This is a genomic window from Pseudoduganella rivuli, from assembly GCF_009674485.1.
GTDB classification, from domain to species: domain Bacteria; phylum Pseudomonadota; class Gammaproteobacteria; order Burkholderiales; family Burkholderiaceae_D; genus Rugamonas; species Rugamonas rivuli_B.
On sequence record NZ_WKJJ01000004.1, the window covers coordinates 80254 to 96074 of the forward strand.

At 65.0% G+C, this 15821-nt stretch carries 11 protein-coding genes; 3 read left to right on the top strand and 8 right to left on the bottom strand.

The genetic code is table 11. The annotated features are described in order from the left end of the window. The first annotated feature begins 68 nt into the window (after window positions 1–68). Complete coding sequence (locus GJ700_RS07360) at window positions 69–3479, top strand: DUF4214 domain-containing protein (RefSeq protein WP_154372161.1); 3411 nt, start codon at window positions 69–71, stop codon at window positions 3477–3479. Window positions 3480–3483: 4 nt separating this feature from the next. Here GJ700_RS07360 and GJ700_RS07365 read toward each other — a convergent pair whose 3' ends face one another. The 7 genes from GJ700_RS07365 to GJ700_RS07395 form a co-directional block, all read right to left on the bottom strand. After that, complete coding sequence (locus tag GJ700_RS07365; protein ID WP_154372163.1) at window positions 3484–4152, bottom strand: hypothetical protein; 669 nt, start codon at window positions 4150–4152, stop codon at window positions 3484–3486. After that, a complete protein-coding gene (locus tag GJ700_RS07370) occupies window positions 4149–5156 on the bottom strand; it encodes an ABC transporter substrate-binding protein (protein WP_154372165.1) in 1008 nt (335 codons plus the stop codon). Before GJ700_RS07370 ends, GJ700_RS07365 begins: the two co-directional genes overlap by 4 nt. Beyond that, window positions 5153–7222, bottom strand: a complete 2070-nt coding sequence (locus GJ700_RS07375; protein WP_154372167.1) for an MFS transporter — start codon at window positions 7220–7222, stop codon at window positions 5153–5155. The genes GJ700_RS07370 and GJ700_RS07375 overlap by 4 nt, the downstream gene beginning before the upstream one ends. Beyond that, window positions 7219–7917: a hypothetical protein gene (locus tag GJ700_RS07380; RefSeq protein WP_154372170.1), complete on the bottom strand. Its 699-nt coding sequence runs from the start codon at window positions 7915–7917 to the stop codon at window positions 7219–7221. Before GJ700_RS07380 ends, GJ700_RS07375 begins: the two co-directional genes overlap by 4 nt. 118 nt (window positions 7918–8035) lie before the next feature. Continuing rightward, window positions 8036–8980, bottom strand: coding sequence for a lipase secretion chaperone (locus GJ700_RS07385; RefSeq protein WP_154372172.1), 945 nt, complete (start codon window positions 8978–8980; stop codon window positions 8036–8038). Window positions 8981–8992: 12 nt separating this feature from the next. Then, the gene (locus tag GJ700_RS07390) at window positions 8993–9907 is read right to left on the bottom strand and encodes a lipase family alpha/beta hydrolase (protein WP_154372174.1); all 915 of its coding nucleotides are present in this window, start codon (window positions 9905–9907) and stop codon (window positions 8993–8995) included. A 155-nt stretch (window positions 9908–10062) separates the two neighbouring features. Further along, on the bottom strand, window positions 10063–12375 hold the full coding sequence (locus GJ700_RS07395; RefSeq protein WP_229506862.1) for a penicillin-binding protein 1A: 2313 nt from the start codon (window positions 12373–12375) through the stop codon (window positions 10063–10065). A gap of 142 nt (window positions 12376–12517) precedes the next feature. Between GJ700_RS07395 and GJ700_RS07400 the strand changes: the two genes are divergently transcribed. After that, a complete protein-coding gene (locus GJ700_RS07400) occupies window positions 12518–13798 on the top strand; it encodes a metal-dependent hydrolase family protein (RefSeq protein WP_154372176.1) in 1281 nt (426 codons plus the stop codon). Here GJ700_RS07400 and GJ700_RS07405 read toward each other — a convergent pair. Continuing rightward, a complete protein-coding gene (locus GJ700_RS07405) occupies window positions 13740–14786 on the bottom strand; it encodes an NAD-dependent epimerase/dehydratase family protein (RefSeq protein ID WP_154372179.1) in 1047 nt (348 codons plus the stop codon). The genes GJ700_RS07400 and GJ700_RS07405 overlap by 59 nt on opposite strands. 109 nt (window positions 14787–14895) lie before the next feature. Between GJ700_RS07405 and GJ700_RS07410 the strand changes: the two genes are divergently transcribed. Beyond that, window positions 14896–15819 (top strand): LysR substrate-binding domain-containing protein, encoded by a 924-nt coding sequence (locus GJ700_RS07410; protein ID WP_154372181.1) that lies wholly within the window; start codon window positions 14896–14898, stop codon window positions 15817–15819. Window positions 15820–15821 lie beyond the last annotated feature (2 nt).

Here is a 15821-nt window from a genome sequence, read left to right on the forward strand (position 1 = left end):
TGGTGAGATTGTTGCATTTGAGGAAATGATAAGATTGCGGGTTTTGGTTTTATTTCTTTTCATGTCCCATGCCTGTTACCACCCCGAATGATGACTTTGCCGCTAATTCCACCACGACGGGCGCCCTGATCGCCGGCACGCTGCAAGGCGGTGAATTGGACTGGGATGACCACGATTGGTTCAAGTTGGACCTGGTTGCCGGCGTACCGTACCGCTTCAAACTCAATCCGGTGGCATTGCAAGGCTATAGCCAGTGGCAGGTGTTCCCGAAGCTGACGTTGCGCGACGCCGATGGCGCCGTTCTGGCCGAAACTGTCACGGCTGGAAAATATTCCTGGGCGTACGTGCAATACACGCCGGTTGCCGGTGGAACATATTACCTCGATGTCAGCGCTTCCGGTGGTGTCGGCAATTACGGCGTGACGATGGAGCAGATGGAACCGGATGCGGTACCGTCGCAGCCGGCCGGTGCGCCGCTGCTGTCGCTGGGAACCAGGCTGGAAGGCGTATTCGAATACGGGGGCGACAGCGACTGGTATCGCTTCCATGCGGAAGCGGGACAGCACCTGCAATTCAGCACGCCGAAAGGGCCTGCCGCCGACGCGGTGTACGCGGCGGGAATGGCTGTATATGACGCGTCGGGCAAGCTGGTCACGTCGAATTTCCCATTTGAGCCGAGCATGTCCGGCGACTATTACGTTGCCGTGCTGGGCAACGGAAAAGGCAGCTACAGCTTGCAGATGACTGCATTGGCCGACGATTTTTCCGCCAATGCCAGTACCACCGGCAGGTTTGCGCCCGGCAGCGCGGCGGTTTCCGGCAAGCTTGACTACGCCGGCGACCGGGACGCGTTCCGCATGGCTGTGGAGGCCGGCAAAATATACACGGTCAAGATTGCCGGTATCTCTGGCGATTTGGGCTATGCCCAGGGCAGCGTCAGCAATGGTGACGGCGCCTACGTGGCATCCGGCTACCAGCGTTCGGACGGCCAGTACGCCTACAGTTTCAAGGCGGTCAACAGCGGCGACTATTTCATCACGGTCAATTCGACGGCACAGACGCAAGCGACGGCGGAGCTTTCTTATTCCGTACAAGCCGATGGCGGCGTGGTGGACGATCACGGCGACGACGCCGCCCATGCCACTACCGCCGCGCCCGGCCAGGCGATGCAGGGGACGCTGCAGGGCTTGCAGGATACCGATGTTTTCGGTGTTCAATTGCAGGCCGGCGTCACCTATGAACTGGAGGCGGCGGCCGTGCAGGATGGCGCCAGTCCGGCGGGGCAGAAAGCCGTGCTGAACCTGCTGGATGGCGGCGGCAATCAAATTGCCGGTGGCGACTACTTTACCGCGCTGTCAAAGTTTGTCGTCACCCCCACCGTATCGGGTACCTATTTCGCGCAAGTCAAGGGCGCCGGACTTGCCTACACGTTCAAAGCCGTGGCTGCGCAAGACGATTATGCCGCCAATACCAGCAAGCCAGGCAGCCTGTCTGTCGGCGGAAGCGCCAGGGGCACGCTGGAAAGCCGGGCCGACGTCGACTGGTTTGCCGTGGATCTGGTTGCCGGCGTGACGTACTGGTTTGGCAGCGAGTCCACCAACACCACGGCGTTCACGAAATATCCCGGCCCGGACATCGCCCTGGTCGACGGCCTGGGCCAGACGCTGGCAGCCATGCCGACCGGGCTGTCGTCCAGCGTGATGCCGCGCATTCCCTACGTGCCGCAGACGTCGGGCACATACTATGTCAGCACCGTCAGGACCCTGTCGGATTATCCGGCGCCCTATGTGGTGACGGCGCAAATCGGCGAGCGCGACGACTATGGCGTGACCCGTTCCACTGCGGGGACGCTGGCCGCGAATGTCGCGGCCGGCGGCAAGCTGGAGCTGGCGCAGGACAAGGACATGTTCCACTTCGTCGCGACTGCGGGAACGGCCTACGTGGTGGAGCTGACTGCCGGCAAGGGAATGGAGTGGAATGCCGGTTTGTCGGTGTCGGTCGAAAGCGATCTTGCCGCATCCGGCATGATGCGGGAATTTAAACGCTTCACTCCATCGGTAAAGGTGTTCGAACCGCAGGCCAGCGGCGACTATTATTTCACGGTGAATGGCGACGGGAGCAACTCCGGCGAATATGGGCTGCGCCTGCGGCCGGTCGCGGGCGACAGCATTGCCGCGAACACGAACACCACTGCCGTTTTGCCATCCGGGCAGGCGGTGTCCAGCGTGCTGGAATCCAAATATGACGGCGACTGGTACAAGGTGGCGGTGCAAAAGGACCATTCCTACGTGGTCGAATTGTTGGGCGCCGTGAGTGGCAACGGCACGCTTGTTGCGTCGTCGGCCACGCTGAGCCTGACGAACGAGCGGGGTTATACCGACAGCGTGCGGGCCTATACTTACGCGCCATATTCCGAACCGCTGACGACGTTCAAGCCGGAACAGGACGGCAATTATTACGTGGGCGTGGATGGCGATACCGCCGCCGAGGGCAGCTACGTGTTGCAGGTCACGGACATCACCAATGACAGGAAAGGCCCTGCGCTGGCCGGCACGTCACTGAGTCCGAATGTCCCTGTCGACTTGTATGGCACGGTGGTGCTGACGTTCGACGAGCGCATCAAGGCCAGCGGCGGCGTTTCGCTGACGGGACCGCATGGCGCCGTCAGCGTCGACAGTGTCACCGGGAAGTACGACGGGCCGCTGGTCGCCGGCAACCAGCTGATACTCAACCCGTCCAGGCACCTGGAACCTGGCGCCACCTACACGGTGGAATTGAAGCCGGGCAGTATCACCGATGTGGCGGGCAATCCGTACAGCGGCACGACATCGTTCACGTTTACCACGTCGCCGCTTCTGGAAACAGGAACCGCGGGCAACGATTACCTGAAGGTGGGAGCCAATGCCACGGAAGTGCATGGCGGCGCCGGCACGGATACGCTGGTATATGGCAACCGCGAGTATTATCACTTCACCATCACCGCGGCCGGCGCCGGGCAATTCACGATCCTGTCCCGCTATGACGCACCGGCAACGCCTGTAAAACTCGATGGCGTGGAACGCTTGCTGTTTGAAGGCGGTGGCGGCATCGCGCTGGACGTGGATGGCATCGCCGGCCAGGCGTACCGCCTGTACCAGGCCGCGTTCAACCGTACACCGGATCCGAGCGGTGTCGGTTACTGGATCGCGCAGATGGACAAGGGGATGGCGCTGACGGATGTGGCGCGCTCGTTTGTCGCCAGCGCGGAATTCCAGCAGCGGTATGGCGCCAATCCGACCGACGCGGCGTTTGTCGACATGTTGTACAGCAACGTGCTGCATCGCGCGCCGGATGCCGCTGGCGCGGCGTACTGGAATGGGGCGCTGCGCGATGGACTGGCGCGCGAACAGGCGCTGGCTTACTTCAGCGAGGGCAAGGAAAATCATGATGCGGTGGCCACGCTGATCGCCAATGGCTTCGGCTATAACCCGTACGGCTGACCGATCACGTGTAATCGATAAACCACTGCTGCGCGGCATCCTGCCAGCAGTGCATTCCCTGCAGTCCTTCTTCCAGCGCGCGCTGGTGGCCGATATGGTCACTGGCCGCGACCTGGATCCTGGCTGGCGCTGGCGGCGCCGGCGGCAGCAGCAAGTCGCGCTGCACCACCAGCCGCGCCAGGCCCCCATAGACGATGGCATAGCGCCGCACCACAAATCCTTCTTTCAGCAGGCCGCGCAGGCTGCGCATGTTTTCCGGCGCCACCGTGGCCGACACCAGGGTGCGCCCCAGTTCCCGCCCCAGCGCCATGCGCTCCTCGATGCCGGCGCAATGCAGGCGGCGTCCGCGCCATTCCGGCAGCGACGCGGCGCCGTCCAGCACGCACAGGCGGGCGCGGTCTGCCGCGCCGAGGCCCAGCAAATCCGCCAGATGGTCGACCGTGGGGGAGTCCAGCCCCAGGACGCCGTAGGCGACCAGGTCGCCGTCGGCAAAGCAGCCCAGGATGCGGCCGCATTGCGCCACATGCCGCTCGAAATGGTCGAGGCGGTCGGGCCGCACCATGCCGGCCGGCGTCAGCGCGGCCACCTGGGTGTGCAGCGCATGGATCGCCTGCGCCTCGTCGGCGCGCATCATGCGCCACGTGAATACCACGTCGTCTTCACAGCAGTTCATTTGAGGAGCTCCGCGTAATTGATGACTTTTAATGGCGGATAGAGATCCAGTTCGGCGGCCACCGACATGTTGACCAGGTAGGAAAAGCGCGCCAGCGTTTCCACCGGGATCGATGCCGGAAGGCGGCCCTGGGCAAGGATTTGCGCGGCCTTGTGCGCCGTCAGCCGGCCCACGTTCTCATAGCCGGACACCAGCCCGAACAGGGCTTTGCCATCGCGCAGAGCGACTTCCGTGGCGGAGAAAGTGGGCAATCGGTGCGCCAGCGCCGCTTCCGTCAGCACCTTGCGGTTGGCCGCCAGGAAGCTGTCGGGACCGATGTACAGCAGTTGCACGCCCGCCGAAGGCAATTGTTCCACCATGCCGGGCAGGGCGGATGCCACAGGCTGGCCTTTGGCATCGAGAGGAACGGGACGCTCGATCAGCTGGAAGTGTTCCTGCGCCGCCACGGCGCGCAATTCCTTCACGTTTTGCACGGAATTCGGTTCGGCCGGGTTATAGATGATGGCCAGCCGGTCGAAGCGGCGGTAGGCGCGCACCGCGCTCAATTGCTGCACGGCGGGCACCACGTGACAGGCGCCGGTCAGGTTGCGGCCGGACGAGGCCAGCGATTTCACGAGGCCGGAGCCGACGGGCGACGCCACCATGGTGAAGACGATGGGAATGTCCGTCACATGTTTGGCTGGATCGACGTCCCCCTGCTTACCGGCCACCGCCAGCGTGATAGGCGTGCCCCACGTATAAATCAGGTCGGCCTTCAGCGCGCGCGCTTCCGCCACCAGGCCTGGTACCTTGGCCACATCCAGCGCCACGTCGCGCACGATCAGTTCGACCGGGATGCGGTTGACGTCGAAGTAGTTGCGGAATCCTTTTTCCACGGCGGTCTCGCCGCGGAACAGGATCATGTAAATGCGGAACGGCCTGGCCGGCGCCGGGGTAACGGCCCACGCACGGGGTGCGATGCACCCGGCAAGCGCCGCCGTCTCAATGAACGCACGCCGTTTCATGCCGCCGCTCCTTCGGGGCCTGCCGGCGTGGCGCGGTTGGCCGCCATGAACACCAGTGCGAACGCCAGCGATGACATCAGCGCAAACGCGCCAAGGGTCAGCATGGCTTGCGGCGCGCCGTTGCGGGCGACCAGCATGCCGGTCACCAGCGGCCCGGCCGCCGCACCTAGCCGCTCCAGCAGGCGGAACATGCCGACGATCGGCCCGGTCCCCGCGTCGCGCGCCTCGTTGCGCGTGACGCGCGCCACCAGCACCAGTTGCGCGGAAATGCTCATCGACTGGCCGATGCCCAGCGCGCCGATGCCCAGCATGACCATGTCGCCGCTGGCGCCGAAATACACGGGCAGCATGCCCAGCCCCGTCAGGATGCCGCCGGCGGCCACCAGCCTCGCGTAGGCGTTATAGCGGTCCGCGACATGCGCGAACAGCGGCGCCAGCGCCAGCGATGCAAAGCCGTACAGCATCGTGTAACGGCCGATTTCCGATTTCGAATGGCCCAGCGACGACAGCAGCACCGGCACCAGGAAGATCAGAAAGCCCGAGTACAGGAATTTCGCGGGGATGCCGGACAAGATGGACAGCGCGACGAAACGGCGGTTGCGCACCAGCCGGCCCAGCAGGGTCAGGCTGGCGCCGGGCGGCGGCGCGGCCGTGGGACGTGCGCTGGCGGTGGCAGGCTCCGCGTCGAGCGCGTGGCGCTGGGCGCCGCGCAGCACCACGGCCGCCAGCAGCGCCGCGCCCAGGGCCACCAGGGCGCCCAGCAGGAACACCAGGCGGTAACCCAGCCGGTCGGCCAGGATGCCGCCGACGGCGGGCGCGCAGATTTCCGCCACCATGATGGCGCCCACGAACAGCGCCATGCCCTTGGCGCGGTTGCCGGAATCGGTATGGTCGAACACGTAGCCCTGGCACGCCATGAACATCACGGCATAGCCGGCGCCCGTGACGGCGCGCGCCACCACCAGCGCCAGGTAATCCGGCACCAGGCCCGTCACGGCCAGTCCCGCCATCACCGTCAAGGCGCCGGCGATATAGCTGCTGCGCCGCCCCAGCCGGTCCGACCAGCCGCCCGCGAACGGCATGGTCAGCGCCACGCCCAGCAGGAAAGCGGTGATCGGCAGGCTCGCGTGCAGGCCGCTGTCCAGCCCCGGCGCCGGCAGCGACGCCGCGTACACGGGCAGGAAGGGCCGCGACAGCATTTCCGCGAACATGAACAGGAAGCTCAGTACCCGCACCAGCACGATGCGGTGCGTCACCAGGTCGCCCTCGGTGGTGGCGCCGAACGTATACAGTGACTTCAGCCGGCGCAACAGCGGTTCGGCCCGCGCCACTTGCAGCGGCGCCTGGCGCCGCCGGCTTTCCGCATCGCGCAACAGCGCGTCGTATTCGCGGTTGGCGTTTTCCGCCAGGCCGTGCAAGTGCGCGGCAATCGGCGCATCGGATGGCGGGGGCGGGCGCTGGCGGAAGTCGCCGCCGGCGATGCGCGCCATCATGGTGACGATGTGGCGCATCGGCGCCGTGAAATTCAGCGTGACGACGAACCACAGGATTTCAAAGGCGATCAGCAGGCTGGTGACCAGCACGATGCCGATGTCGTAGCGCAGTTCGCGGATGCGGGCCGCCACGTAGCGCTGGTCGACGCCCACGTGCAAATGCCCCACGGTTTTCCCGTCCAACACCAGCGGCAGCGCCGTGTCGAGGAAGCGTTCCGGCGCGCTGGTGTCGGCCGTCGTGCTGCCATACAGGACGGTGCCGGAACGGTCCGTCACGCGCAGGTAAGCCAGGTCCCGGTTATCTTTCAGCACATCGGAAAAATACTCGGGCACGCCTTCCAGCCGCTGCAGCGGGATGCCGTAACCCAGCGCCCGCACCATCTGCGCCGACAGTTCCACGCCCGTGGTATGGGCCTTGCGCCCCAGTTCCGGCAGCAGCCTTTGTTCAGACAGCGACCACGCGTACAGCGACAGGGCGGTTTGCACCACCACCAGCAGCGCCAGCACGAACGCGAACAATTGCCGCACCGGGCGCCCGTACAGGCGCTCGGTGCGATGGGAAGTCTGGCTCATAACCGTGCTCCGGCGGCGTCGGGGCCGGACAGCGCGGCGCGCGCTTCCTGCAAGTCGCGCCCGGCCTGGCCGGCGGTGCGGTTGACTTCCAGGGCCAGTTCGGCGGCCTGGCGGTCGGGCTTTTCCACGGCGGGCGCACGCGGGTCGAACGCTTGTTCGATCGTGCCCAGCGTGCGGTGGATGCGGCGCACCCAAAGGCGGATGCCCAGCGCGGCCAGCACGCCCGTCAACAGCGTGGCAAGGGCGGCGGCTTCCAGCAACTGGCCCGTGATGCCGGACATGAAGGCGTCGTGCGCACGGCGCGAATAATGCAGTTCGACGGATCCGGCCGTCACGCCCAGGTCGTTGGACAGCGGCGACGCGACGCGGATATCCTGCTTGTCCGGCGTACGGCCGGTGGCGTAGACGGGTACGCCCGCCGGGTCGCGCACGATGATGGCGACGATGCCGGCATCCTGCGCCGCTTCGAAATCAATGGCCGCTTGCGCGTTGCCCAGGCCGTTGACGGGCAAGCCCAGGTCCAGCCCGGTTTCCAGGTTGTCGCGCAGCGCGTTGACGGTAAAGCGCAGGCGCGAATCCTCCAGTTCGGTCAGCGTGCGGTCCAGCTTGCCGATGTTGAGGAAAACCGTCAGCGCGACCGCCAGCACCGATATCAAAATGATCGGGGCGGTAATTGTTACGCTGAGCCGGGACATCGCCATTGCCAATACACCAGTACCACTTGAGAGATTGCAAAAATTGTAGCACTGTTGAGTTTGCTCAATATTGCTTATCTACTACTGTGCATGTCTGGTGTGGCAATAGCGCAATAATTTACTCGTAGGCCCCCAATCGGCGTTGTTCTTCCGGCGAAAAATGTGCATTGCGCAGCGATTGTTCCGCGTCGGCGCCGCCCGCGTGCGCCAATAGTTGCTTGCGTTCTGCAAGGTACGATTGCATGCGGCGCTGCCATGCGGCTTCTTCGCGGTCGACATCAGCCATGCGGGCGGCGGCATTGCTGTCCAGCGCGGCGGCGCGCAAGCGGTAAATGTCATTGTCATCCGCGCCCTGGGCGCGGCGTTGCGCCACCTGTTCTTCCAGGCGCACGATGCGCAGCGGCGCATCGCGCTGTTCGCGCAGCGTGTCCGGCAGGCGTGCATCGAGTTCTGCCACCTTGCGCGCCCGCTCGGCGGCGGACAGGCGCAAGTCGCTGTCGATTTCCAGGCGGGCGATGGTGTCTTGCGCGTAGGCGTCGGCGTCGCCGAACAGGCCGGCGCTTTCCTGCGGCGAGAAATACTGACGGCGCAGCGCCAGCATGCCTTCATGCCGCGCACGCGCGTCCTTTGCCAGGTTGCCGCTGGGGCGCAGGGCTTTTTCCACCGAGGCCAGCGCGCGCTTGTAGTCGATATAACTGGCCAGCAGGCGGCGCGCCTGCGCGGCGGCGGCCGGGCGCAAGCGCCGCGCCAGTTCCCGTTCGGCCTCGGCCCGCACGGATTCCAGGCTGGTCTCGCCCAGGCCCGCCAGGTAGTAGTCGAACAGGTGGCCCAGCTCCGCGTCGACCACCAGTGCATCGGCCGCATCCTGTTTCACGTTGCCATCGGGCGCCGTGCCTTCCATCGAGCGCACGAACGCGAAATAGCGTTCACCGGTGGCGTTCGGGGCCGCCGGTGGCGCGGCATCGGACGGCGCATACAGCCAGCCGCCCAGCATGGCCGCGCCGATAATGCCGGCCAGCACCGCGGCCCGGTTCACACGGGGTTCGTTGTGGTTCGCGTTCATGCGCCGCACTCCTTACAGGCCCAGACCTTGCAGGCGGTTGGCCTGCTGGCGGTAAATCGTCACCGGGTCCGTCTCGAACAGGTTGCCGATGCCGACCAGCTGGTTGATTTCATCGGCGTGGTTCAGCGCATAGTCGTCGCGGATCACGCGGCCCAGATGGCTGGAGCAGCTGGCCACCAGGCCGTCGTTTTTCTCGCCGCCGAAAGCCAGCGACGTCACGGCGAGGAAGGGATCGAGCGCATCGAACACGTTGGTGTAGGCGCGCGCGCCGCTCCACGAGAAGTACTGCACGCCATTGACCTGGTAGGCGCCTTCGCCGCACGCGGTGGTGGGCACGCCTTGCGGGTGTTTCGCGTTGAACGCCAGCGAACCGGCGGTGGACAGCGATTCGGCCGCGCCGCGCGAACTTTGCGGCAAGGTCGGGCTGCCGGAAATCAGGCTGATCAGACCGCTCAGCGCGTTGGCGATCTCGTACGACACGCCCGGCGCCGCGCCGATCAGGATGTCGGCCACCTTGGAGCCCTTGTTGACGCCGCCCACGCTGGTGACGGACGCCACCAGGTCGGGACGCACCGAGGCGACATAGCGGGCGGTCGGGCCGCCGTGGCTGTGGCCCACCAGGTTGACCTTGGCGGCGCCGGTGGCGGCCAGGATTTGCTTCACTTGCAGCAGCAATTGTTCGCCGCGCACTTCGGTTTTATTGGCGGCCGAGACCGACGTCACGTACACGGTGGCGCCGCCGCTGCGCAGGCCGGAGGCAATGCCGTAGAAGTAATCGACCGGGCCCAGGCTGTCGAAGCCGAACAGGCCGTGCACCAGCACGATCGGGTATTTGGTCTGCGTGTAGCCGGCAGCCCACGACGGGGCGGGCAGGGCGGTGATGGCGATCAGGAACAGCGCCAGGGTCTTCCAGAAGCGGTTTTTCATGCGGTCTCCATTCGTTGATGTTGTATGCCCGGCTTGGCGCAGGGCTGAAACGAATGTAGCACCGCAAGAAAACCGCACGATCGTGCTGGCTTGCCGCGCCATGCGGTTGGCTCGCCAGGCAAGCCAACCGTTGTATCCGGCGCGGAACGGTGGATTTATTGATGCGGCGGGTTGACTTCACCCTGCGGCGGCGACGTGCCCGCCGTTGCTGCCTCGCCGGCCGGCGCGGCTTGCAAGTCGAGATCGATGGCGCGCACGGTCGGGTCTTCCAGGTATTCGCTGTACAGCCATTCGCCGTCGCGCTGCGCCAGGCCTTGCGGCGCGGGCAACTCTTGCGGCGGACGTTTTTGCAGAGCGACTTTCATGTAATCGACCCAGATCGGCAGCGCCAGGGTCGCGCCGAATTCGCGGCCGCCCAGCGATTTCGGATCGTCATAGCCCATCCACGCGACGCCGACCACGCCGCCGCCATACCCGGCGAACCAGCCGTCGACGGCGTCGCTGGTGGTGCCGGTCTTACCGGCCAGGTCGAGCCGGCCGATGCGCTGGTATGCCTGTGCGCCGGTGCCGCTGCGCACCACTTCGCGCATCATCTGGTCGGCCAGGAACACGTTGCGCGGGTCCAGCACGCGGTTGCTTTCCTGCGCCACCACGGGCGGCTTGGTCTCGGAAATGATCTTGCCGTCGCCATCGACGATCTTCGCGATCAAATATGGCTGCACCTGGTAGCCGCCGTTGGCGAAGACGGCATAGGCGCCCGCCATCTGCTGCGGCGTGACGGCGCCGGTGCCGAGCGCCATGGTCAGGTTTTTCGGGTGCTTGGCCAGGTCGAAGCCGAATTTTTCCAGGTAGTTGTGCGCGTACGGCACGGAGACGGCGCGCAGCAGGCGCACCGTGGTGACGTTTTTCGACTTGGCCAGCGACGTGCGCATGGAAATCGGGCCGTCATAGACGCCGTCGTCGTTTTGCGGGTTCCACGCGCTGTCGCCGCCATCGAGCGACAGCGGGCTGTCGTTGATCAGGGTGGCGGGGAAGTACCCTTTTTCCAGCGCCGCGGAATAAATGAACGGCTTGATGGACGAACCGGGCTGGCGCCACGCCTGCGTCACGTGGTTGAACTTTTGCAGGTTGAAGTCGAAACCGCCCACCATTGCGTGCAGGCCGCCCGTGTTGGCGTCGATCGAGACAAACGCGGCGGCCACCTGCGGCACCTGGGTAATGGCCCAGCGGGTTTTCTCTGGTTTTCCCTCGGATTTGATGACACGGATGACGGCGCCCGGGCGGATCTTGAATTCCGGCTTGGCGCTGGCCGACAGCGCCGGCGCGGCCAGTTTCAGGCCATCGCCCGTGATCTCGATGTCTTCGCCATCGATGGTTTCCGCCTGCACGGATTTCGCGTTCACGGCCGTCACCACGGCAGGGATCAGGCGGTCGCTGCTGCGGCGCTTTTGCAGCACCTGGTCGATCGCGTCTTCACGGTCTTCCTCGTCATCCGGCAAATCGATGAACGCTTCCGGGCCCCGGTAGCCGTGGCGCTGGTCATAGGCCAGCACGTTGCGGCGCACGGATTCATAGGCGGCGTCCTGGTCGGCTTTCAGGATGGTCGTATACACGCTGATGCCGCGCGTGTACGACTCTTCCTTGAATTGCGCATACACCTGCTGGCGCGCCAGTTCGGCCACGTATTCCGCGTGGGTGTCGAATTCCTGGCCCTTGGTCGACACGTGCAGCACTTCCTTCAGCGCGTCCTGGTACTGTTTTTCCGTGATGATGTCCTGCTCGCGCATGGCTTTTAATATCAAGTGCTGGCGCTTGCGGGCCGCCTTGGGATTGACGGCCGGATTGTTGCGCGCGGGGTTTTGCGGCAAGCCGGCCAGCATGGCGAATTCGGCCACCGACAATTCCTTCAGCGGCTTGCTGAAATAGGCCTGCGACGCGCTGGCGAAGCCGAACGAGCGCTGGCCCAGGTAAATCTGGTTCAGGTACAGTTCCAGGATCTGGTCCTTGGTCAGGGCCGCCTCGATGCGGTAGGCCAGCAACACTTCGGCCAGCTTGCGGCCCGGTTTCTTGTCGCGGCTGAGGAAGAAGTTCTTCGCCACCTGCATGGTGATGGTGGAGCCGCCCTGGCGCAGGCTCATATGGCGCAAATCGGCCTTGACGGCGCCCAATGCGCGGATCCAGTCGATCCCGCCATGGTCATAAAAGCGCTTGTCTTCGATCGCCAGGATGGCTTTCTTCATCATGTCCGGCACGTCCTTGACCGGCACGAAATTGCGGTGCTCCTCGCCGAATTCGCCGATCAGCGCATTGTCCGCCGTATAGATGCGCAGCGGGATCTTGGGGCGGTAATCGGACACGGCATCGATGGCAGGCAAATCCGGCGCAATCACGAACAGCATGTAGCCGGCCACCAAAGCGGCGCCGGCGCCGGCGGCGATGCCGCCGATGGTCAAAGCACGTTTCAGCAAGGAGGAATTCAAGTCAGACACCTGTATTTGCAAAGAGCGGCCATTATAGACTACGCGCCGAGCGGAAAAACTGCGTTACAAAGCCGCCCTTTTAGGCCGGATACGCCCGTGCTATTCTTTATTTCTTTGCAAAGGAGAAACAATGCGTGCGATGTCCGCCCTGGGCTTGTTGTTGATGTTGGGAAGTGCCCATGCCGCTGTACAAACGGTCGATTGCGGCCGCCTGCTGGATGTGAAAGCCGGCGTGTGGCGCGATAAAGTCACGGTCAGCGTGGAAAACGGGACCATCAAGTCCGTGGCGCCGACGGGGGCGGGCAAGGGCGATATCGACTTGTCGTCGCAAGCCTGCCTGCCGGGACTGATCGACATGCACGTGCACCTGACGTCGGAAACCCAGCGCCAGGTCGATGCGCTGCGCGGCGCGTTGTCGCTGGACGTGGCCGATGAAGCCTACCGTTCGGTGCCGTTCGCAGAGCGCACCTTGAAGGCCGGTTTCACCACCGTGCGCGACCTGGGCGCGTCCGATGGCGTCAACATTGCGCTCAAGCGCGCCATTGCGGCCGGCCACATTCCCGGTCCCCGCGTGTTCACGGCCGGCACCATGATCGCCACCACGGGCGGGCATGGCGACCATTCGAACGGCTTGTCGCGCGAACTGGGCAAGGCCAAAGGGCACCCGACGCCGTACGACGGCATCATCAACGGCCCGGACGAGGCGCGCGAAGCGGTGCGGGCCCGTTACAAGGAAGGCGCTGACCTGATCAAGATCACCGCCACCGGCGGCGTGCTGAGCCAGGCCAACAGCGGCCAGAATTCCCAGTTCACGGACGAGGAACTGAAGGCCATCGCGGCCACCGCGAAGGATTATGGTTTCCGTGTCGCCGTGCACGCGCACGGACTGGAAGGCATCAAGCGCGCGCTGCGCGCGGGCCTCGATTCCATCGAACACGGCACCTACATGGATGACGAAGCCATCGCGCTGTTCAGGAAGTCGGGCGCGTACTACGTGCCGACCATCAGCGCGGGCCGCTACGTGGCGGACAAGGCGAAGGAAGCGGATTACTACACGCCGCAAGTGCGCCCGAAAGCCGCGGCGATCGGACCATTGATCCAGTCCACCTTTGCCAGGGCGTATAAAGCGGGCGTGAAAATCGCGTTCGGCACGGATGCGGGCGTGTTCCCCCATGGCGACAATGCCAGGGAATTCGCGTACATGGTGGAAGGGGGCATGCCGGCGCTGGAAGCGATCCGCGCCGCGACGCTGAACGCGGCGGCGCTGCTGGACCAGGGCAGCCGCCTCGGTTCCGTGGAAGCAGGCTATGCCGCCGACCTGATCGCGGTCGGCGGCGACCCGTTAAAGGACGTCAGCGTATTGCAACAAGTGTCATTCGTGATGAAGGACGGCGTGGTGTACAAGCGCTGAGCAACGCCACTGGCACCTGTGCCGCCACCTGTTCCGCGGCGGCTTCCGGTTCCGGCACGTTGCCCGGAGCGCTGACCAGGTCCGGCTGGTACTGGTGGATCAGCATGTCGAGCCAGCCGTCGAGCCGGTTGAAACGGTAGCCCAGTTGCGCGGCGCGCCCGGTATCGAGCACCAGCGGGTGCGGCAAGTCGAACGGACTCAGGTTGCCCTGCGTGGACAGCGGCAGCGCACGCGCTGTCACGCCCAGCACGTCGCCGACGCGGCGCTGCAAGCCCAGCGCCGACAACTGGCCGCCACTGGCCGCGTTGACCGGTCCCGTGAATTCCTGCATCGCGCTCCAGTGCAGGAAGGCCGCGGCGCCCGCCAGGTCGATGAACGACGTGGTGGCTTTGCCATTGGTGTACAACAGCGCCTGGTCCGTTTGCACCAGGCCCACGTAGTACGCCAGCGGGTCCTGCGGCGATGCCGTATCGCTTAGCACGTGGGCCAGCCGCACGGAGACCGCCGGCAGGGCGCCATCCTGGTGGATCACCGCTTCGGCCTGGCGCAGGCCCGGCCCGAAGTTTTCACGGGCGTCGACGGGATCGCGCCAGTCGCGCTGCATATCGACGGGTTCGCGGGCCAGGTCCAGCGCCTGTTCGTCAAACGGGCCGGTGTGGCCGGCGATCAGCTCGCGGTACACGGCAAGCGACGACGCCATCACGTAGCGTGGCGTTTTACCCTTGAAGACGTCCAGCGCAATTTGCGCATCGAGCGGCGAGCGGTTCAGCAAATCAATCACCACGTCGAAGGCTGAATGGGCAAAGGCGGCGCGCATGGCGGCGCGGTCCTGGCGGTCGACGCGGACGCGGCGCACAGCGCTGCCGAAGCCATCCGGGGTGCGGCCGCGGCTGGCGATGGCCACGGCATGGCCTGCGTTCACCAGTTGCTGCACCAGGATGGCGCCGAGCGTGCCCGTACCGCCGATAACCAAGATATTCTTGCCCATGTTAATCTCCTTGTTGAGTGCGACGAATGACGGAACCATTCTGCTCTTGCGTGGCGCACTGCACAAACGAGAAAATTGCCAGTCTTAGCATAAGAAAATCTAAATCACCATGGCCAAACCCTTGCGCAGCCTGTCCGGGCTGATCGACCTCGAAGCCGCTGCCCGGCTGGGCAGTTTCAAACTGGCGGCGGATGAATTGCACAAGACGCCCGCCGCCGTCAGCCAGCAAATCCGCCACCTGGAGGAAGAACTGGGATTCCTGCTGTTCCTGCGCCATCCCCGTAACGTGGAACTGACGGAAAAGGGCCGCGATTTCGCCGCCACCGTGACGCGCGTGCTGGCCGACTTGCGGCTGAAGGCCGCCGCGCTGCAGAACTCGTGCGAAGAAAAAGTGCTGCGCATCTCCAGCACCCATTCATTCGCGCTGAAATGGCTGGCGCCCCGGCTGACGCACTTTACGCGGCTGCACCCGGAACTCGATATCCGCCTCGACGCCAGCGACCGCGTGGTCAGCCTGGAAGACGATTCGGTCGACGTGGCGATCCGCTATGGCGGTTACGAGGCGGGCGATCCGGGCGTGCTGTTTCCCGAGCGGCTGGTGGCCGTGTACAGCCCGGACATGCTGCCGCCGGACCGCACGGAATTCACGCTGGACGATTTACGTACGCTGCCGCTGCTGGACGAAGGCAGCAACCTGTACTGGCACCGCTACATGGCGGCCAACGGCTTGCCGGCCGGCTGCTACGACATTTCCAAGGGCTACAGCCACTGGGGCGTGCTGACGCAGGCGGCGGTGGCCGGGCAGGGCGTGGCGCTGGCCGCCTGGAGCATCGTCTACGAAGACGTGCGCAAGGGCGCCCTGCGGCTGATCCACGGCCGGCCGATCCCCTACAAATCCGGCTACCGGCTGCTGACCAACATTAACAAACAGGGCTTGTCGAAGATCGACGCGTTCAAGTGCTGGCTGGTGGACGAGGTGGCGCAGATGTCGCGGGCGCTGGAAGCGTTCGAAGCGGAGTTCGCCGAGCTGTAGCT

What these genes read in the sequence shown, in the direction of transcription:
- GJ700_RS07360 (WP_154372161.1), top strand. Translation starts at nt 69, where the DNA reads ATGCCTGTTACCACCCCGAATGATGACTTTGCCGCTAATTCCACCACG.
- GJ700_RS07365 (WP_154372163.1), bottom strand. Translation starts at nt 4,152, where the DNA reads ATGAACTGCTGTGAAGACGACGTGGTATTCACGTGGCGCATGATGCGC.
- GJ700_RS07370 (WP_154372165.1), bottom strand. Translation starts at nt 5,156, where the DNA reads ATGAAACGGCGTGCGTTCATTGAGACGGCGGCGCTTGCCGGGTGCATC.
- GJ700_RS07375 (WP_154372167.1), bottom strand. Translation starts at nt 7,222, where the DNA reads ATGAGCCAGACTTCCCATCGCACCGAGCGCCTGTACGGGCGCCCGGTG.
- GJ700_RS07380 (WP_154372170.1), bottom strand. Translation starts at nt 7,917, where the DNA reads ATGTCCCGGCTCAGCGTAACAATTACCGCCCCGATCATTTTGATATCG.
- GJ700_RS07385 (WP_154372172.1), bottom strand. Translation starts at nt 8,980, where the DNA reads ATGAACGCGAACCACAACGAACCCCGTGTGAACCGGGCCGCGGTGCTG.
- GJ700_RS07390 (WP_154372174.1), bottom strand. Translation starts at nt 9,907, where the DNA reads ATGAAAAACCGCTTCTGGAAGACCCTGGCGCTGTTCCTGATCGCCATC.
- GJ700_RS07400 (WP_154372176.1), top strand. Translation starts at nt 12,518, where the DNA reads ATGCGTGCGATGTCCGCCCTGGGCTTGTTGTTGATGTTGGGAAGTGCC.
- GJ700_RS07405 (WP_154372179.1), bottom strand. Translation starts at nt 14,786, where the DNA reads ATGGGCAAGAATATCTTGGTTATCGGCGGTACGGGCACGCTCGGCGCC.
- GJ700_RS07410 (WP_154372181.1), top strand. Translation starts at nt 14,896, where the DNA reads ATGGCCAAACCCTTGCGCAGCCTGTCCGGGCTGATCGACCTCGAAGCC.